At 56.8% G+C, this 19,329-nt stretch carries 15 protein-coding genes; 6 read left to right on the top strand and 9 right to left on the bottom strand.

Features of this window, described 5'->3' with window-relative positions:
• Positions 1 to 3: 3 nt before the first annotated feature.
• From BA066_02600 to BA066_02575, 6 genes are all read right to left on the bottom strand, one after another.
• Positions 4 to 1,098, bottom strand: coding sequence for a chorismate synthase (locus BA066_02600; GenBank protein RDD53795.1), 1,095 nt, complete (start codon positions 1,096 to 1,098; stop codon positions 4 to 6).
• Positions 1,099 to 1,107: 9 nt separating this feature from the next.
• A complete protein-coding gene (locus BA066_02595; protein ID RDD53794.1) occupies positions 1,108 to 2,721 on the bottom strand; it encodes a transglutaminase domain-containing protein in 1,614 nt (537 codons plus the stop codon).
• A 75-nt stretch (positions 2,722 to 2,796) separates the two neighbouring features.
• Positions 2,797 to 4,179, bottom strand: coding sequence for an NADP-dependent malic enzyme (locus BA066_02590; GenBank protein ID RDD53793.1), 1,383 nt, complete (start codon positions 4,177 to 4,179; stop codon positions 2,797 to 2,799).
• An 848-nt stretch (positions 4,180 to 5,027) separates the two neighbouring features.
• Entirely contained in the window at positions 5,028 to 6,236 is a 1,209-nt protein-coding gene (locus BA066_02585; protein ID RDD53792.1) for an MFS transporter, read from the bottom strand.
• 39 nt (positions 6,237 to 6,275) lie between these two features.
• Positions 6,276 to 8,360 carry a sodium-translocating pyrophosphatase gene (locus BA066_02580; GenBank protein RDD53791.1) on the bottom strand — a complete coding sequence of 695 codons (2,085 nt, stop codon included), beginning with the start codon at positions 8,358 to 8,360 and terminating at the stop codon, positions 6,276 to 6,278.
• A gap of 111 nt (positions 8,361 to 8,471) precedes the next feature.
• Positions 8,472 to 9,872: a cysteine--tRNA ligase gene (locus BA066_02575; protein RDD53805.1), complete on the bottom strand. Its 1,401-nt coding sequence runs from the start codon at positions 9,870 to 9,872 to the stop codon at positions 8,472 to 8,474.
• Positions 9,873 to 10,004: 132 nt separating this feature from the next.
• On the opposite strand from BA066_02575, the gene BA066_02570 reads away from it, so the two are divergent.
• A complete protein-coding gene (locus tag BA066_02570) occupies positions 10,005 to 10,679 on the top strand; it encodes a SagB/ThcOx family dehydrogenase (protein RDD53804.1) in 675 nt (224 codons plus the stop codon).
• The gene (locus BA066_02565) at positions 10,676 to 10,885 is read left to right on the top strand and encodes a hypothetical protein (GenBank protein ID RDD53790.1); all 210 of its coding nucleotides are present in this window, start codon (positions 10,676 to 10,678) and stop codon (positions 10,883 to 10,885) included. The genes BA066_02570 and BA066_02565 overlap by 4 nt, the downstream gene beginning before the upstream one ends.
• 12 nt (positions 10,886 to 10,897) lie before the next feature.
• Here the strand turns inward: BA066_02565 and BA066_02560 are convergent, their stop codons facing one another.
• Positions 10,898 to 11,338: a DUF4430 domain-containing protein gene (locus BA066_02560; protein ID RDD53789.1), complete on the bottom strand. Its 441-nt coding sequence runs from the start codon at positions 11,336 to 11,338 to the stop codon at positions 10,898 to 10,900.
• 68 nt (positions 11,339 to 11,406) lie between these two features.
• On the opposite strand from BA066_02560, the gene BA066_02555 reads away from it, so the two are divergent.
• Both BA066_02555 and BA066_02550 read left to right on the top strand, forming a co-directional pair.
• Entirely contained in the window at positions 11,407 to 12,048 is a 642-nt protein-coding gene (locus BA066_02555; protein RDD53788.1) for a DUF4443 domain-containing protein, read from the top strand.
• Between the two features lie 33 nt (positions 12,049 to 12,081).
• Positions 12,082 to 13,455, top strand: coding sequence for a serine--tRNA ligase (locus BA066_02550; protein RDD53787.1), 1,374 nt, complete (start codon positions 12,082 to 12,084; stop codon positions 13,453 to 13,455).
• On the opposite strand, the gene BA066_02545 is transcribed toward BA066_02550, so the two are convergent.
• Both BA066_02545 and BA066_02540 read right to left on the bottom strand, forming a co-directional pair.
• Complete coding sequence (locus BA066_02545; GenBank protein RDD53786.1) at positions 13,456 to 14,868, bottom strand: FAD-binding protein; 1,413 nt, start codon at positions 14,866 to 14,868, stop codon at positions 13,456 to 13,458.
• The gene (locus BA066_02540) at positions 14,858 to 16,366 is read right to left on the bottom strand and encodes a (Fe-S)-binding protein (GenBank protein ID RDD53785.1); all 1,509 of its coding nucleotides are present in this window, start codon (positions 16,364 to 16,366) and stop codon (positions 14,858 to 14,860) included. Before BA066_02540 ends, BA066_02545 begins: the two co-directional genes overlap by 11 nt.
• A 196-nt stretch (positions 16,367 to 16,562) precedes the next feature.
• Here BA066_02540 and BA066_02535 point away from each other — a divergent pair, with 196 nt between their 5' ends.
• A complete protein-coding gene (locus tag BA066_02535; GenBank protein ID RDD53784.1) occupies positions 16,563 to 18,479 on the top strand; it encodes a threonine--tRNA ligase in 1,917 nt (638 codons plus the stop codon).
• Between the two features lie 31 nt (positions 18,480 to 18,510).
• The gene (locus BA066_02530; GenBank protein RDD53783.1) at positions 18,511 to 19,059 is read left to right on the top strand and encodes a DUF998 domain-containing protein; all 549 of its coding nucleotides are present in this window, start codon (positions 18,511 to 18,513) and stop codon (positions 19,057 to 19,059) included.
• Positions 19,060 to 19,329: the final 270 nt, after the last annotated feature.

Genomic DNA, 19,329 nt, shown 5'->3' with positions numbered 1-19,329 from the left:
GGATCACCTCAGGACCTTCGGTATGAGGCCCTGCCTCATGGCGTGATCGGCCAGTGTGAAAGCGAGCATGCTCTCAACCACGACCACGGCCCTGGGGACTATGCAGGGATCGTGCCTGCCTTTAACCTTTATCTTCACATCCCTCAGCAGTTCAAGATCGACGGAGTCCTGGGGCTTGGCTATGGAGGGAGTGGGTTTGAAGGCCACCCTGAGGATCAAGGGTTCGCCCGTCGTCATGCCGCCTATGGCTCCTCCATGATCGTTCTTCACGTACCTCACTCTACCATCGATGATCCTCATGGGATCGTTATGCTCAGATCCCCTCATCGCTGCGGCCCTGAAACCCGATCCGAACTCGACCCCCTTAACGCCGGGGATCGAGAACATGGCCTTAGCTATGTCTCCCTCTATCGTATCGAAGATAGGCTCGCCCAAGCCCTGGGGGACGTTCAGAGCGACGGCCTCAACGATGCCCCCGACGCTGTCCCCATCCCTCATGGCCTCCTCGATTGCCCTGGCCATCCTCTCGTAGCTCTCCTCATTCGGGGCCCTCACCGGGTTGAGGTACCTGTAAACCTTCGCATCCTCTATCGTGAAATCCCTGGCCCTCTCCCCTCCTATCTCCAGCGAGTATGCCACGATCTCCACGTTCAGCCTCTCCAGGATCTTCATCGCAACGGCCCCTCCCATGCACATCGAGACGGTTATCCTCCCGGAGAACCTTCCACCCCCCCTGTGATCGTTGAACCCCCCGTACTTCACCGAGGCTATGTGGTCCGCGTGGCCCGGCCGGGGGAATCTCCTGAACTCCTCATAATGGGATGAGTCCACGTCCAAGTTCCTGACCACCATGCAGATGGGCGCTCCCGTCGTGTATCCCCTGAAGACACCGCTCAGGATCTCGACCCTGTCCTCCTCAGCCCTCTGACTCGAGAGGTGCGAAAGACCGGGCTTCCTCAGATCCAAGACCCTCTGCACATCCTCCTCACTCAGCCTGAGCCCCGCTGGAACCCCCTCGATCACCGCGCCTATCACTTTCCCGTGGCTCTCCCCGAAGGACACGAGCCTAAGCTCCCTGCCTAGGACGTCTCCCCCCACCGTAGCACCCTATGGGTTGAAGGGCCTTATCCTGAGGAAGTCTACCTCCGACCTCCCTAGATAAAGTGAGACTCTAGCGCCCACCGTAGGCGAGGGCGTGTGGAAGGTGAAGGAGTAGGTTAACACCTCCCCAGGCCTCACTGGGCCCAGATCGATGGAGGCAAGCTGCGCGCTCTCCGTCACCCTCACCCCGGCCAGCTCGCCCAAGCGGACCAGTCTCGCATCGATTCCCCCAACCTCAACCCTGCTCCCAGCATATATCTGGGATTCCAGCCTCAAACCTTCCGCCACCCGATCGCCGACGTTCTTGACCTTCACGACGAGAGTTATCAGGTTACCCGAGTCCACCTTCCTGGAGGTGAATAGGTAGTCGTAGATTAGGGGCACGGGTGCGTTCTCATCGCTCACCAGGAATATCGGGAACTCTGAGTAGGGCCATCCTATGCTCTCCGCTATCAGGAGAAGATTGGGAAGCTCTCCAGGTCTTAGGAATCCGGTGCTCTCCAGGTAAAAGAAGCTCCTGTTCCCCAACCTCAGCTCCAGGGCAAGTGGAACCTCCCCGCGAATCACCTTATCCCTGAGGTCCGCTAGGTCGACCAGCGCCACCCTCACACCGCTCACATTCTCAATGCTCACCCTAACCCTGGGGAACCTCACCCACTCGGGGGGCATCTCAACAGCCACCGCGGCATGCGTTGGCATTATGAGGAGCATGGAGTTGAAACCCGATTCCCTGAGGAGGGATACGAGGAGCATGGAGAGGTCCTCGCAGTCTCCCCCGCCCTCAATCAGCGTTTCCACGGGATAGCTTGGATGGTCCCCGGTGGGGGAGTACTCGTTCGCCAGGGAGTACTTGAGGTGCTGCACGAAGGATGCGATGAACCAGACTCTATCGTAGCCCTCTATCCCATCCCTGCTCGCGATCTCAGCGAGCTCGCCAGCAAGCCTCCTGAGCAGCTCATCGTCGTGTGGAGTCCTTACCATCAGGTACCAAGTGAATATTGGGGAATCATTCCCGGGCTTGAACTCCACGACCCTCATCCTAGGCTTCACCCTATAGAAGTCAGCGAGAATCTCAGGGATCTCAATGGACAACCTGTAATCCTTCCCTGATACTGGTGGGAATCTCCAATGGAAGTCTCTTTTCTCCACAGAACCCTCTTGGGATATCCTGAGCCCGCTATCCTGTGATAAGATGAAGTCCAGCACCCCGCTCCTCAGGAGGATTTCCGTCGCCTTGAGAGTCTCCCTCCTGGTGTTTCCGGCGATGAAGATGAGCGTTTTATTCCCCTCGGTCGTTACATGGAACGTCCAGTACCCCTTATGGTTCATCAAGAGGATCCTCTCGCCCTCCGGCATGTACCTCCTCGCGAGCTGGCCAACTATGCGGGCCTTAGGGCCTCCCAAGATTATCTGAAAGCGGAAGCCCGGTAGCGGGGAGCTGGAGACCTCATAGAGGAATCCTCTCTCATCCAGCCAGGATTTTAGGAGTTTTGTGGAGTTAAAATCGTCATCATTGGACACTATGAGGACCTTCGTCTCACCGACGGCCCCCGCATCATTTGCTAGAGCGCCCAGCAGCATGAGGAGCAGAGCCGCGTGAATTAGGATATCTCTCCGCATCTGAGAAGTTGGAATTACTCAATAAAAAGATTTTGAGGGTATTGTGATAGATCGATGCTGCCGCGACGGCAGCCCTCAGGGACCGTAGCTCCTCAGCACGTCCTCCTCCGGTGGGGGAGATGAGATGAGTCCCTTCTCCATCAGGATCCTGGCGGATTCCCTAGCGTTCCTGATTATGTTGACGGCCCTCTCATAGAGCTCCTCCCTGCTCAGGATCCTCCTCGCCACCCCCTGTTTTATCGACTGCTCAGCCGCGGCAACGGCCTCTATCGGGTAAACCTCCCAGTCGTCCATCGTCGGTAGGATGTAATCCTCCCTCAAGCCCTTCTCCTCCGCGAACTTGGCCAGGGCGTCTCCAGCAGCTACGCACATCTCATCCGTAACGGTCCTCGCTCTCACATCCAAAACTCCCCTGAATATCGCCGGGAAGGAGAGGCTGTTGTTCACTTGATTCGGGAAGTCGCTCCTACCGGTGGCCACTATCTTGGCTCCCGCCTCCTTAGCCTCCCAGGGCCATATCTCCGGTATTGGGTTGGCGCAGGCGAACACGATGGGATCATCGTTCATCAGCTTTATCCACTCCGGCTTTATCACGCCCGGTCCCGGCTTGCTAGCCCCCACAACGGCATCAGCTCCCTTGAATGCCTCCTCTATTGTCTTATTGTTCTCCTTGTTCGTCTTCATGGCGAGGTCGTACTTCCATCTGTCCTCCACCTTCATCTTCTCGATATCCGGTCTATCCCTGTAGAGCGGACCCACGGTGTCTATGAGCACCAGATTGCCGGGAGGAACACCAGCGGTTATCAGCACTATGGCGGTCCTCACGTTAGCTGCGCCCGCTCCGTAGAGCACTATCTTGGAGTCCTTCATGTTCTTTCCTACCAGCTTGAAGGCGTTAACGAGCCCCGCGTAGGTCACCGTAGCGGTTCCCTGCTGATCATCATGCCAAACTGGTATCTGAAGTCTCTTCCTGGCCTCCTCGAGCACGTAGTAGCACTTGGGCTTCTCTATATCCTCTAGGTTGATCCCACCGAAGTTGGGCTCTATCCACTCCAGCAGCTTCAGCATATCATCCGGGTCGTGGGCCCTGACCACGAGGGGGAAGGCGTCCACGCCACCCAGGTACTTGAAGAGGAGAGCCTTACCCTCCATGACGGGAAGACCCGCCTCGGGCCCTATGTTACCCAATCCCAAGACCCTAGTGCCATCGCTCACAACCGCCACGTAATTCCACCTATTGGTGAGGAAGAAGGACTTATCGGGATCATTCTTTATCTCCTTGCAAGCGGCGGCCACGCCCGGGGTGTACCATATGGAGAAGTCATCCATAGTCCTTATCGCGCATTTAGGCATCACCTGAACCTTTCCCTCATAAAACTGATGATAGGGGACGGCCAGCTTGGATGGCTTCTCCGCCTTCTTGAGGAGCTCCTCAACAGTGGGCTTGTGCTCCGGCATAGGTATCGCCACATTTTTAACATTAGAAGAAAATTAAATAGTTTACTATCAAAAACGGCCATGTTGATATGGCAAATTGACGAATTTTCATGTTGTATTTGGTAATATCTCCAATAAGAATCTCATTTTAAGATGATTGTGTTAAGGAATTGTTTGTATCGTCGATGGCCTTCTCATGAGAGCTCGTCCAACTAAGAGGATCCCAGGGGGGAATTACCTCCATCGAACGAGAGGCTATAGTATTTAAACGGCGTCTCACTCAGGATATATTTTTATAAAATTGACGTAAATTTTAAATTTAATTTCCTATATAGGAACTTTTTGTGAAAATAACTACGGATTCTGGCGACATTCATTGAGGCACGAATATTCAAAAAGATAGAGGATAAGGAACGCGCGGGAACCGGTGGGATGAACCTCTGCGGGACCTCGCCTAGGGTTCCCCCATCCGCTGGGATTATGCTCTTGGACCGATCAGGGCTATTGCGATCGAAAGAAGGATTCACCAACCTCAAGAGAGCTCAATGAGATATTTCATCAAGAGATTCATGTTTTCTACCACGCTTGCTTTGAATTATAGCTAAATAGATCATGAGAAAGGCTCGGTTCATCATAAGAATGATTTAATCCGTTCTGAAACATCATGCAACGATTCCGGAGATCTGGTATAAATAGCCAGCGGCGGGCGGATACATGGGGGATCGATGTGAGGATGAGCACCCTGATGCTTACGAACGCTCTCGCTTACAACGTAGGGCTGATCCTCACGGCATTGGGTATGACCGTGGGGATGCACCTGATGACCATAGCCCTGAACATAGCTCTAGCCTACCTGCTCTCCCACTACTCTATGGGCCTTTCCAGCTAGTTCTGTCATCGAAGATCCGCTCTTTACTCCTCGTTGAGAGCACGAGCATCACTAAAGCCGCCAGCTGTCCGACCAGCGTGAAGCACACCCCCACCTCGAGGAGCCTCATCTCGATGAAGTACCCAAATATCGTTGCGCTGAGAAGACTCCCAACCCCGTAAAAGGTGTTGAATATCCCATAGGCGCTCCCCCTCTGCTGCACCGGCACGATAGTGCTTATGGCTGCCCTGTATATTGATTCCTGCATCCCCAGGACGAGACCGTAGAACACAGCTGCCATCAGCAGGCTCATCCTGCCGCCTAGGAGCGTCAGAACGGATGGAAGGATTGATATGGAGAAGGGAAGGCAGAGGAAAATCCTCCCGAATCTATCGAACATGATCCCCGCGAAGAGGGCTGAGAGCATGTCCACTCCCTGAATCAACGTGTAAAGCATGGCAGCTATGCTGGGGTTGAATTCCTCGCTCGAAACGAGCACTATCAGCGAGACGTGAATTAGGGCTATAGTGTTCAGGAAAACCGAGATGTTGTAGAGCCAGAACTCACGATCGTAAGGGAGGATGCCGGCTCTCGAGACGGGATCCTCCCCGGGCCTCAAGGAGGAGTAGTTCCTGTAAACGTGAAGGACTGAGATCATTAATGCAAGATACGGTATGAACATCGCTGAGAAGGCGAGTAAGTAGTTATTAGATGTGAAGAGCAAGATTAGTCCCATTGACAAGGGTCCCAGGATGGCGCCGGCCTGATCCAAGGCTTCATGAAGGCCGAAAGCCTTACCAGAGCCCACTCCCTTGGAGATGATGGATATAAGAGAATCCCTCGCCGGCGACCTTATGGCCTTCGCTATTCTCTCGATCATTATGAGCGTTATGACCACGGGCAGAGCATTGGAGAGGCCTATAAGAGGTATCGAGACTATCAGGGCGTAACCCAGGACATAGAACTTCCAGTGGGACCTTGTCAAATCGACGAGTATGCCCGCCACCAGCCTGAGGGTGAGGGCTATGAACTCGGAGAATCCGGATATCAGGCCCACTAGGAGCGCTGATGCGCCTAGGTAGGCTAGATAAGATGGGATGACCCCCCTGGCTCCCTCGTAGACGACATCCCCCAGGAGGCTGACGAGTCCGAAGAGCGCTATCGCTTTGTACGCCTTAGACCTCTCCATGGCTCGATCACCGTGGGGCATCGCGGCCGCATAAAAATTTGGTGAGTGAAAATGTTGACTTTACCCAAGCAGGTGTAACGAGTAAAGGACAATGGCGGATCCCATCACGATGGATACGTTGTTCACGAGCTTCAGGAGCACGTGCAGGCTGGGGCCCGCCGTGTCCTTGAGCGGATCTCCCACTGTGTCCCCTATCACCGAGGCCTTGTGCTCATCTGATCCCTTCCTTCCACTCCTCTCTATGTACTTCTTCGCGTTGTCCCATGCGGCTCCCCCAGTGTTCATGAGGAAGGCCAGCATTATACCGGCGGCCGTTACCCCTATCTGGAAACCTCCCAGCGAGACGGGGCCGAGCAGGATCCCCACCACTATGGGGGCTATCAGAGAGACCAAGCTAGGAACTATCATCTCCTTCTGAGCGGCTCTCGTACTGATATCAACGCACTTAGCGTAATCTGGCTCATTTCTTCCCTCGAGTATCCCAGGGATCTCCCTGAACTGTCTCCTCACCTCCTTTATCATCTCCCAAGCCGTTTTGCCTACGGCCCTTATAGCCCTGCTCGAGAAGAAGAAAGGCAGTATCGCTCCGGCCAGTAGTCCCACCAGGGTCACCGGCTGCATGAGGTTGAATTCCTCTATCTTCACCACGTCAACGTAGGCTTGGAAGAGGAGGAGCGAGGCCATTGCGGCGCTTCCCATCGCGAACCCCTTGGCCAAGGACTTCGTGGTGTTTCCAGCTGCGTCCAGAACATCCTTCACCTCGCTTCCGACCTCCTCCTCTATGCCAGCCATCTCTATTATACCGCTGGCGTTATCTGCTATTGGCCCGTAGCCGTCCATCGCCAGTATTATGCCCGTGAGTGAGAGCATCCCTATCGTGGCGGCTACAGTCCCATAGATGCCCGCGAAGTGGGCCGGTATTCCATTGAGCTGCCCGTATATTCCCCCGAGGTAGTAGGAGGCTCCCAGAGCCGCGAGCACCGATATCACCGGTACGGCCGGTGCCTCCATCCCGACCGCGAGGCCGGACAGTATTGTAGTGGCCGGACCCGTCTCGGTGGACTTCACTATCTCCAGCACGGGTCCGTGGATCTCGGTGTAGTACTCTATCGCCAACTCTATTATCAGGGCGGCGGCCATCCCCAGAAGGGAGGCGAGATAGAGGTACTCATGACCCTCCCCGAACCAGGAGGTCACCAAGTAGAATAGTATGGCCGTCGTTATCACGGAGGCTATGAGAGCCCTCCTCATCGCAGATACCGGCATCTCACCCTCCCTGGGCTTGATGAAGAGGGAGCCCACGAGCGTGCCCACGATCCCCATGGCTCTGGCCACTAGCGGGAAGAATATGAAGTAAATGTTCCTCGTGAGCAGGTACATGGCGGACCCTATTATCATGGATCCTATGTTCTCAGCGGATATTGACTCGAACAGATCGGCTCCTCTACCTGCGCAGTCTCCAACGTTATCTCCAACGTTATCTGCTATCACAGCTGGATTTCTCGGATCGTCCTCGGGTATGCCGGCCTCAACCTTCCCAACGAGATCCGCTCCCACATCGGCGGCCTTCGTGTATATTCCCCCTCCCAGCTGCGCGAACAGCGCTGCCAGGCTCGCACCGAAGCCGAAGCCCATGATGAGCGTCGGTATCCTCTCTACGTTGCTCCATCCGTTCAGCCACCAGTAGAGGAAGAACATGCCGGAAACCCCTGCTAGGCTCATGGAGACGACCATGAGTCCGAGGACGAGACCACCCAGGTAGGCCACTATCAGGGGCTTCTCCTTACTCTCTCTCGCCGCCTGAGCCACCCTGGTGTTTGTTATGGTGGCGGCATCCATTGAGATGTAGCCAGCGAGCAGCGAGGCGATCGTGCCAAGCATGAAGGACATGGAGACGTAAGGGATGCCTCCATGCTGAATGAGGTCCAAAATGTAGACGAAAGCGCCTATCACCACCATGACTGAGAGGATGACCTTGTACTGCCTGTGCAGGTAGGCCTTGGATCCCCTCCTTATGGCCTGGCTTATCCTGACCATCCTCTCGTTTCCAGGGTTCATTCTGGCTATGAGATACCTTAGGAGCAGGGCGATCAAGATGCCCGAAATGGTCGATGCGGCTATCACCAGTTCCCAGAGCACCTTCATCACCCGGGGCCCGGTCAGGCTGATCAATTAAAAAGTTTACCTGCCGAATCGGATCGCACCCCCAGCATGGTAAAAATATTTTACTAAAAAGGCTCCCCGGTCCGGCGGACCTCATGGCCTCCCCAGGAACCTCCACCTCACCCCCTTAGGGGTATCCTGCACCTCGAAGCCGAGATCCCTCAGCCTGGCCCTTATCTCATCGGCCAGATCGTACTCCCTCCTGGCCCTCAGGGTCTCCCTTATGCTGAGCACGAGGGAGATCAGGGCACTGAGCGTGCCCTCATCGGAGCCCCTCTCAATCCTCAGCCCCAAGATGTCGAATATCTCGGAGAAGACAGCCAGGACCTCGGACTTCCCTTCATCGCTGATCTTCCCCTCCCTCTCGGAGTAAGCGTTCACCTCCCTGACAAGCTCATGAAGCTCACCTATCGCTTCGGCCGTGTTCAGGTCGTCCATCATGCTCCTGAGGAACGCGCTCCTCCTCTCCCTGACTCTCCTGAGAAAACTCCCCTCATCCTTGCTCTCGCCCGTCTCGATCCTCCTGAAGTTCTCTAGGCAGTTCAGTATCCTCTCGTAACTCCCCTTCGCCTGCTCCAGGTGATCCCATCTGAAGTCTATGGGTGACCTGTAATGCCTGGAGAGGAGGAATAGCCTGAGCGCATTAGCATCGTACCTTCCGAGGGCCTCCCTTATCGTGACGAAGTTCCCCAGGGACTTCGACATCTTCTCCCCCTCCACGGTCAGCAGGCCCGTGTGGATCCAGTACTTCACGAAAGGTTTCTCACCCGTCAGGCTCTCGGCCTGCGCTATCTCCGCCTCGTGATGTGGGAATGAGAGCTCGATGGCACCTCCATGTATGTCATACTGCTTGCCGAAGTGCTTCATGGAGATGGCCGTGTCCTCTATGTGCCAGCCCGGTCTGCCGTAGCCCCAGGGTGATTCCCAGCCGAACTCCTCCCTGGGCCTGTTCCTCCAGAGGGCGAAGTCCCCGGGGTTCCTCTTGGTGGGATCGGGCTCTATCCTATGGACCCTGAGATCCTCAGGCCTCTGACCCGATAGCCTCCCATAGTCGGGGAAGGTGGTTATATCGAAGTAGACCCCACTCTCCGTCACGTAGGCGTTGCCCCTCCTGAGGAGCCCCTCTATCTGCTCGAATATCTCCTTGATGTAGTCAGAGGCCCTAGCGTAGAGGTTCACGCTGGTCACGTTAAGGGCCCTCATGTCCTCATAGTAGTGGCTCTCGAACTCCCTGGCCAGTTCGATCGGGTGCCTGCCCTCCTCCAGGGCCCTGTTCACTATCTTATCATCAACGTCCGTTATGTTCTGGAGGTAGAAGAGCGAGTAACCCAACCTCCTGAGGAACCTGGCCAGCGTATCGTAGAAAACGTAAGTCCTGGCGTGCCCAAGGTGAGAGTAATCGTAGACCGTGGGACCGCAGACGAACATGAAGACCCTTCTCCCAACCAGGGGCTCGAAGGGCTCGAGTCTCCTCGAGAGGGTGTTGAAGACCATCAGCTCAGCAAAGTCGGTCACCCATGTCGAGCACCGGGTGACCGTCGGCTAAGGCTTATATAAGCCTTTCCTCCCGGTGAGCCCGTGAGGTACCCCCCTGCTGGAGAGAGCATCTTGATATCCCTCACCTTCATGCTCCTCACGATCCTCCTCCTGATCCTGACGGGCGCCGTCAGCTTCAGGGAGGTGAGGAAGGAGCAACAGGTCCTGGGTGGCGTGAAGCTCCCGGATCCCGTTCTCAAGGGGGAGGTTTCCGTGGAGGAGGCCCTCAGCAGGAGGAGATCCGTGAGGGAGTACAGGAACGACCCGCTCACGCTGGCAGAGCTCGGGCAGCTCCTCTGGGCGGCCCAGGGGATAACGTTGCCATCGAGCGGTTTCAGGACAGCCCCCAGCGCGGGGGCAACATATCCGCTCGAACTCTACGTCTCGGTCAGGCGTGGAGGAGTCGTGGGACTACCGGCCGGCATATATCACTATGATCCCCTCACGCACTCACTGGAGCTCGTGAAGGAGGGGGACTTCTCATCGGATATCTACAGGGCATCCCTGAACCAGGAGTGGGTGAGGAGGGCAGCCGCATGCATAATAATAACGGCGGACTTCAGCAGAACGACATCGCGTTACGGCGCGAGGGGGGAGAGGTACGTCTACATGGAGGCCGGTCACGTGGGCCAGAACATATACCTTCAGGCGACCGCCCTGGGGCTGGGCACTGTGGCTGTGGGAGCCTTCCACGATGATCAGCTCAAGTCGATAGTAGGGTGTGAAGAGGATCCAATATACCTGTTCCCGGTGGGGAGAAGGTGAACGAGCTTCTGATAGTGCTGGATCATCACGCCTTGGGCTACATCTCCCTCTGGTACGGGGCGGCGACACTCTTAACTGGGGTGAGCCTCCTCCTGGCTCAGAGGAAGCCTCTCCTAAGAAAAATAAGGTATCTGAGACTAATCCATACTCTTCTCGGCATCGCAACATCTATAATGGGTCTTCTGACGTATATAGCCACCCTCTAAGGAAAAAAGATGTCAGGGCTTCTGTGGTGGGTACTGGCTGGTGTCCTCGTAGAACCAGATCACGATCTCACCGTCAGAGAGGGCGTACTTGTCAGCAGCCACTGGACCGAGCATCCAACCGGAGCTCCTGTCCCAATACCACCAGATCCAGTAATAGGGGTGCTCGTTCCTCACACCGTTTATCGAATCCACGAAGCATCCCATGCCCGGGTGCTCCGTGTAGCTCACCTCAGCCACCTTGGCGGTGGCCTCCAGGAGCGTCGCGCCGCTCCTCAGGGAGGTGGAGTTATGCCACTCCACGGTCCCGTTCTTGTACTTGATCCCTATGTCAACCCTTATGAGCCTCTCGCTCCCCCGCTGCGGTAGGAGGACCTGCTGGAGGTAGAGGGATGTCATGACGAGCGCCCAGAGCAAGGATAGGATAGCCACGGCCTTGAGAGTCCTCCCGCTCATACGGATCTATGGATGGATAATCCATCCATAAAGCTTATAATATTTGCGCTCCACTTCAGGATGAATTGATGGTCCTGAGTGAGCTCAAGTACGCGATGGAGAGGCTACCCGGCCCGCTACCGAATTACAATCTACTGCACGCACTCCTCCTGCTGTTTCTGCTGGAGGAGGGCCGGCTGGGGAGGAAGAGGATATCTCAACTGATGGAGCTCGGCGAGGGGAGCGTCAGGAACCTCCTTAGCAAGCTGAGGGAGATGGGGTGGGTGGATTGCAGGAAGGAGGGATGCTTCCTAACCGATTTAGGTGTTAAGAAGGTGAAGAATCTCAGAGAATGTTTAATCGGGCCTGTGAAAATAGAGTTGAGGGAGATAATAAAGGGGGATGCCTACGCCACGCTGGTCAGGTGCGTCAATTACTCGGATGTGCTGGAGCTGAGGGATGAGGCGGTTAGGGCCGGCGGGAAGGGGGCTGTGATACTGAGGAAGCAGGGAGGGACCTTGATCTTTCCGGAGACTGGGGAGATGGTCTCCAAATATGCTCCTAACGATGATAGGCTGCTCGAAAATTCCCTCAGGCCTGCCGAGGGTGATCTAGTGATCCTGGGAATGGGGGAGAGCCCGAGATCATCTAAGCTCTCCTCCCTGGCCCCCTCTCTCATGGCCATCCAGGGACCCGCCTTCTCCAGGCAGATTCAAACTGGCAACCTTTAAAATTGCTGGAAAAGCCGGAGGCTGGGTGCGAAGCTGAGCTGGTCGATACTCGAGGCGCTGAGGAGGAACCCTGAGATACTGAGGGAGAACCTCAGGAAGAGGTTCCTCCCACTCGATACTCTGGAGAGAGCATTGGAGCTGGATAGGAGGTGGAGAGAGGCAGTCACGGAGCTTAACTCCCTCAGGGAAAGGAGGAATGAGGTGAACAGGGCCATCCCCAGGGCCGATCCGGGGGAGAGGGAGGAGCTCATAAGGACCGCCAAGGAGCTGGGGGAGAGGATAGAGCTGCTGGAGAAGGTAGTGGAGGAGCTCTCAAACGAGAGGGATCAGGTTCTACTATCCATGCCGGCCATAATAGATGAGAGCGTGCCCGTGGGTCCTGATGAGAGCTATAACAAGCCGGTGAGGTTCTGGGGAAGGCCGAAGGTACCGAGAAACAGGCTGGATTCCTTCATGGAGGAGACCAGGGGCTTCGATGTCGAGTACGAGGTGATAGACTGGGAACCCTCGGGCCACGCTGACGAGCTGGAGCTAGTCCTCAAGCAGGTGGACACGCTGAAGGCAGGGCAGGTGGCCGGCAGCAGGTTCTTCTATCTCTTCAAGGACATAGTCTGGCTTGAGCAGGCCCTGATACTATTCGCCCTGGATAAGCTGACCAGGAAGGGCTTCTTGCCCGTGATACCGCCTTACATGATGAGGAGGGACCACTACCTCGGGGTGATCGATCTCCCCACGTTCGAGGACAGCATATACAAGGTGGAGGGGGAGGATCTCTACCTCATAGCCACCTCGGAGCATCCCCTGGTAGCTATGCACGCCGGGGACACTTTCGTGGAGGAGGAGCTTCCCAAGCTATACGTCGGGCTCAGCCCCTGCTTCAGGAAGGAAGCGGGCACTCATGGGAAGGACACAAAGGGCATCTTCAGGGTCCACCAGTTCACTAAGGTGGAGCAGATAGTTTTCTCAAAACCGGAGGAGAGCAGTTACTGGCATGAGAGGCTCATCGAGAACGCTGAGGAACTGTACAGGGAGCTCGAGATACCTTACAGGGTGGTCAACATAGCCTCAGGGGATCTAGGGGCCAGCGCGGCCAAGAAGTACGATCTAGAGGGATGGTTCCCATCCCAGGGGAGGTACAGGGAGCTGGTCAGCTGCAGCAACTGCGTGGACTGGCAGAGCTACAGGCTGAGGATAAAGCTGGACAGGAGGGGGAGGAGGGAGTTCGTACACACGCTGAACAGCACAGCCCTCGCCACCACCAGAACGATAAGCGCTATAGTTGAGAACCACCAGAGGGAGGACGGGAGCGTGGTCATACCGAGGGCCCTGAGGAGGTATCTGGAGCCCTTCGAGGAGGCCCCTAAGGAGGAGATAGTCCCATTGAGGGAAAAAATATTGAAGGGATGATCAGAAGACTATCTTGCCGGGGTTCATTATGCCGTTGGGATCTATCGTCTGCTTTATCATCCTGACCATCTCGACGTAGCCCTCTCCCCTGACGGCCTTTATCTCCTCCAGGAAGAGCTCCTTCTTGGCCAGGCCTATCCCATGCTCGCCGCTTATCGCCCCCCCAAGCCTTATTGCCAGCTCTCCCGTCTTGATGAAGAGCTCCTTCGCCCTCCTCAGCTGATCCTCGTCCCTGGGGTCGAAGCATATGTTGGGGTGCAGGTTACCATCGCCCGCGTGCCCGAACACGGGCATCCTCAACCCGTACTCCTTCCTCATCCTGTCCAGCTCCCTGAGGGCTATCATGAGCTTCGACAGGGGAACAGTTATGTCCTCCAGAAGGACTCCCGGATACGCCCTGGTCACCGCTGCGTAGGCGCCCTGCCTGGCCATGTAGAGCCTCTCCATCTCCTCCGGATCATCGCTAGTGCTGGTCCTCCCTCCGCTCTCCCTCATGACACCCTCAACCTCCCTGGCTATCCTCCAGACGCTCTCCCTGGGACCGTCGACATCCGCCATCACCATCGCCTCAGCCACCTCTATGCCGTATCCCAGGGACTCGTTCACTATCTCGATGGTCTCCCTGTCTAGGAGCTCCAGTATCATGGGCACGTAGCCCCTCCTCCTTATCTGGGATATCGCCTTGCCGGCGTCCTCTATCCTGTCGAAGACCCCGAGTACCCTGACCACCTTCTCCGGCAGGGGGTAGATCTTGAGCCAGGCCCTAGTTATGACCCCCAGGGTCCCCTCGGATCCGATGAAGAGGGACATCAGATCGGGGCCCCACCTCCACTTGTAAACGGGCTCCCCTATCCTGAGCCTTCTCCCTCCGGGCAGGATCACCTCCATGGCAAGGATCCAGTTCTTCATGACACCGAACTTGGCCCCTCTGAGGCCGCCGGCGTTCTCGGCTATGGCCCCTCCTATAGTTGCTATCCTGGAGCTCGCCGGATCCGGTGGGAAGAAGAAGCCGTGCTCCCTGCAGGCCTTATCTACCTCAAGCACCGTGGCACCGGCCTCGGCCATGACGTAACCATCATCTATGTTCACCTCTATCCTGTTCATCGGCGTAAGATCCAGCAGGATCGCGTTGGGCACCGCCGGAACGGGACCTCCGCTCAGGGAGGTGCCGCTCCCCCTGGGGACGACTGGGACTCTCCTCCTGTCCGCCAGCTCCAGGACGGCCCTCACATCCTCCTCGCTGTGCGCCCTGATGACGGCGGCCGGAGGTTGCTTGAACTCCGTGCTTGCATCTAAGCTGTAGGAGTAAAGCTCCTCCGGCTCCGTGAACACCTTCTCCCTACCTATCCTCCTGATCAGCTCGGAGAGGAGTTCCCTCACGCTCTCCTCACTCAACATTTTATCACCTCCCATCAAGGGCGAGCTGATCTCCGCCCCTCAGGAGGGCTCCCGAGTAGATTGCGTAGGCCCTCCCGTAGACTATCAGCTCCTGGGCATGAAGGCCCGCGGGGCACTCCTGCGAGCACCTCCCGCAGAGGACGCATGTGTAGAGCCTGTCCAAGACCTCCCTGGGTCTGACGGGATCCCCTCTGACCAGGGAGTTTATGAGGGTCATCCTGCCCCTCGAGGACCTGCTCTCTAGCCTGCCCATGGCCTTCGATGTGGGGCACTCAACGTTGCAGAAGCCGCACTTCTTGCACCTATCGGTCTCCCTCATCAGGACATATGCCAGGTCATCGAGGCTCAGGCTCTCGAAGCGAGGGCTCCTCGGGAAGACCCTGTACCTCCTGAACTCCGGTCTGACGGGATCCTCCTTCCTCGCGTTTCCCATTGCCTCGGCGAGCAGCGATGCCAGGTCCCAGACATCGACCTCATGCCCTATCGTCTCGAAGCCCGTCCTGAGCATGAGCATGCAAGCTGGGCATGACGTCAGGACGAGCTCCGCACCCGTCCTCCTGAGCTCCTCCACCCTGTCCAGGGAGACTCTCCTGGCTACTTGAGGCTGTGTGAGCTCCAATCCACCGTCCCCGCTGCACCCGGTGAAGATGCCCCTCCTCGCCGGCTCCACGAGCTCGACCCCATCTATCCTGGAAAGGATGAACCTGACCTCATCAACAACGCCGAGCGTCCTCGCGAGGTAGCAGGGATCGTGGTAAGTGACCCTCAGCCTCCTCCCCAGATCGAACCTAAGGCCCAGCTCAGCAATCCTCTCGGCCACGACCTCAACGAAGTGATAGGCCTCTATGTTCCAATCCCTCACGAACTCGGGGTAGTAGAGCCTGAAGGCCGTGGCCACTATAGGATCGAGCGTTATGATCCTCCTAACCCCCAGATCCTTCAGCCTCCTGTGGACCCAGCTTGCATGCTCCCTGAACTCCCTCAGGAGGCCATATGTGTGAAGGGCGACTCCCGAGGGTGGCTCCTCCTCGAAGAGGTACCCGATCCCCACGCCCAGGCCCTTGAGCACCTTAACGGCATCCTGAAGGGCCCTCTCGTACTTCTTGTTTATCCCTCCCCATAGGGCATTGACGCTAACAGTGTATATGCCGAGCTTCCTCATGATAGGCGCTACCTTGGCCAGTTCATTTATACCCATGAGACCCTCGACCCTCCTGAGCATCCTGAAGGCTCCTTCCGAGTAGCCCATGACGGGGTACATCTCGCCCGCGTAGAAGATGGTGCCATCCACGGGTCCCCTCTCTATGATCCCCTGGGCCCATCTGACCCTCCTCTCGGTCCCCACTCCGAGGACGTCTCCGGCCTCCTTCGTGTTCTCGGCGGCGAACCTCACTACCTCCGGTATAACGGATGTCATAATGCCCCCTGACCGTAGCGAAACATCTCTTATTAAGCTTAACATCCGTGGCCTCTGTTCACGCGATGGAACCCCTCGGGAAACCCCGGCGAGCATCTCGCCTTAGTTAGAAAATGAAACATGATCCGGGGAGGTCGCGATGCTGTGAGTCCGAGGACCTCATGGCAATGCTTTTATATTCCCAGGCCCTCCCCATCCGGTGCCGATCTTGAGGAGGGATCGAGAAACTTAGGGATCAGCCCAGCCGAGCGATCAGGAGACTTTTGAGTGCTTCCTCAGGGAGGTGCTCCTTTTGGTCAGGGTGATCTTGCCGGACGGGAGTGTCCTGAACGCGAGCGAGGGTAGGAGGATATTGGAGGTTATACCCAAGGGAGTGGGGCTCGTTGCCAAGGCATCGGGGAGGCTGCTGGACCTCTCGACAACGATAAGGGAGGAGCTTGGGGAGATAAAGGTGCTCGACTTCAGCGATAGGGAGGGCAGGGAGACCTACTGGCACACGACCTCCCATATACTTGCGCATGCGGTGAAGAGGCTATTCAGGGAGGCGAAGCTGGGGATAGGGCCTGCGATAGAGGAGGGCTTCTACTACGAGTTCGATCTGGGTGGTAGGGCCTTCTCGCAGGAGGACCTGGAGAGGATAGAGGAGGAGATGAGGGCCATAGCTGGGGAGGACCTGCCGATAGTGAGGGAGGAGCTTAGCAGGAATGATGCCATAGCCCTCTTCAAGGAGGCAGGAGAGCCCTACAAGGTTGAGCTCCTGGAGGAGATGGATGATTCCGTGGTATCCATATACAGGCAGGGTGAGTTCTTCGACCTCTGCAGGGGCCCCCATCTCCCCTCCACGGGCTACGTCAAGTACCTGAAGCTGCTCCAAGTATCCTCTTCCTACTGGAAGGGTGAGGAGGGGAACCCGGTGATGCAGAGGATCTACGGGATATCTTTTCCCTCCAAGGAGATGCTGGATGAGTTTCTGATCAGGAGAGAGGAGATCAGGAAGAGGGATCACAGGGTGATAGGCCCCCAGCTTGACCTGTTCTCCATGCCATCTGAGGTCATAGGTCCGGGTCTGGTGATATGGCACCCGAGGGGGGCCAGGGTGAGGCGCATAATAGAGGACTTCCTGGTCAGGGTTCACCTCAGCAGGGGCTACGAGCTCGTCTACTCCCCCCACATAGCCTACAGCAACCTCTGGAGGATCTCGGGTCACTTGGACTATTACAGGGAATTCATGTACGTCTTCGAGAAGGAGGGCATTGAGCATGCCGTCAAGCCGATGAACTGCCCCTTCCACATACTCGTATACAAGTCCAGGAGGAGGAGCTACAGGGAGCTCCCGCTCAGGCTCTTCGAGCTGGGGACCGTCTACAGGTTCGAGAGGTCAGGCGTGCTTCATGGCCTGCTGAGGGCCAGGGGCTTCACCCAGGACGATGCTCACGTGTTCACCCCACCCGAGCTGCTCGAGGACGAGGTGATGAGCATAATAGAGCTGGATGAGTACCTGATGAGGGCCTTCGGCTTCGAGGAGCTGAAGGTGGAGGTGTCGACATGGGACCCGAGGAGGAGGTCAGAGTACATGGGCTCCGATGAGGAGTGGATGGAGGCCCAGTCGGCCCTGGAGAGGGCCCTGATCAAGAGGGGCTACTCCTACGAGGTGATGGAGGGGGAGGCAGCTTTCTACGGCCCGAAGATCGATATGAAGCTTGTGGACTCAATAGGCAGGGAGTGGCAGCTCAGCACGATACAGCTGGACTTCAACCTGCCCAAGAGGTTCGATCTGAGGTACGTCAGGGCGGATGGAACCGAGGGTCACGTTGTGATGATACACAGGGCACTGCTAGGGTCCATAGAGAGATTCATGGGGATCCTTCTGGAGCACTACGCCGGGAACCTGCCGCTTTGGGTGGCCCCCATCCAGGTGAGGGTGCTTCCCGTCTCGCAGGCGCACGAGGGCAAGGCGGAGGAGCTGCTCAACGCCCTCAGGAGCAGGGGGGTGAGGGCGGATATCAGGAGGGCCGATTCCACCCTCAGCTACAGGGTGAGGGAGAGCGAGCTCGAGAAGATCCCGATAATAGCGATAGTCGGGGACGAGGAGGTCAGGCGCGGGACGATCTCCGTCAGGGTGAAGGGTAGGGGCAGGGTTGGGAGCATGAGCCTGGATGAGTTCATGAGCGCTTTCAGCGGGGAGCTGCTCCCGCCGGACATGCGGTAATATTTTTAATTTTTAAGGCGCCTCAAGTCGCATGAGATCGAAGCCTACCGCCCTCGCTCTCTCGGCGGTGTGCGTTCCCCTTGCCTCAATATTCGTGGCGATACTCCTCTCGCCATGGTTCAGATGGGAGAGAAATGCGCTGAGCGATTTGGGGCATGCAATCAAGAGCGAGGTGGCTCCCATATTCAACCTGGGACTTGTGACTGGAGGTCTGCTCTTCCTGATCTTCTCAGCGTTCTACATGCACAGGAGGTATCCTCTCACATCCAAGCTGATGATACTCGCCTCCTACTTCCTGATGCTGATAGGGACCTTCGACGAGGTTTACGGGTTCCTTCACTTCATCGTCTCCCTCGCCTTCTTCATCATGCTCGCTTTCGCAGCCCTTGCCTATAGCTACGAGTCGGGGAGGAGCTATCCGGTGGCAATAACATTGGTGATAGGGATCTCATGGGCCCTCCAGCTCTCCGGAATCTGCGAGTGCGGGGCATCCGTTCCTGAGATGATATCCGTCCTAGCGTCTCTGATATGGTTCGCCGATGCCCTGAGGAACCTGCGGAAATCATCATCCTGGGGCTAGCTGGCCTAGTTGCATGGGCGGATCGAGGGGACGATCTTGGAGCGAATAGGCATAGATCCCACCTCAGGTCGCCTCCTCAGCGTATTTGGGGGGATGATCAGTGGTATTGGCTTGCTGCGCGAGGCAGTGAAACGAAACCTTATTATCTCTCCAAGCTCGGGTCCTAGGTGTCCCTCATGCCGGTCGAGAGGGTGGAGATCTACACTGTCGATCTACCGTACAAGAAGCCGTTCACGATCTCGATGGGGACCTCGGTGAGCAGCACGGACG

The sequence above is a fragment of the Candidatus Korarchaeota archaeon NZ13-K genome (genome assembly GCA_003344655.1).
Taxonomy (GTDB): Archaea; Korarchaeota; Korarchaeia; order Korarchaeales; family Korarchaeaceae; genus Korarchaeum.
Note: the sequence above shows the minus strand (reverse complement) of the source record. Positions and strands in the feature narration are given on the sequence as shown.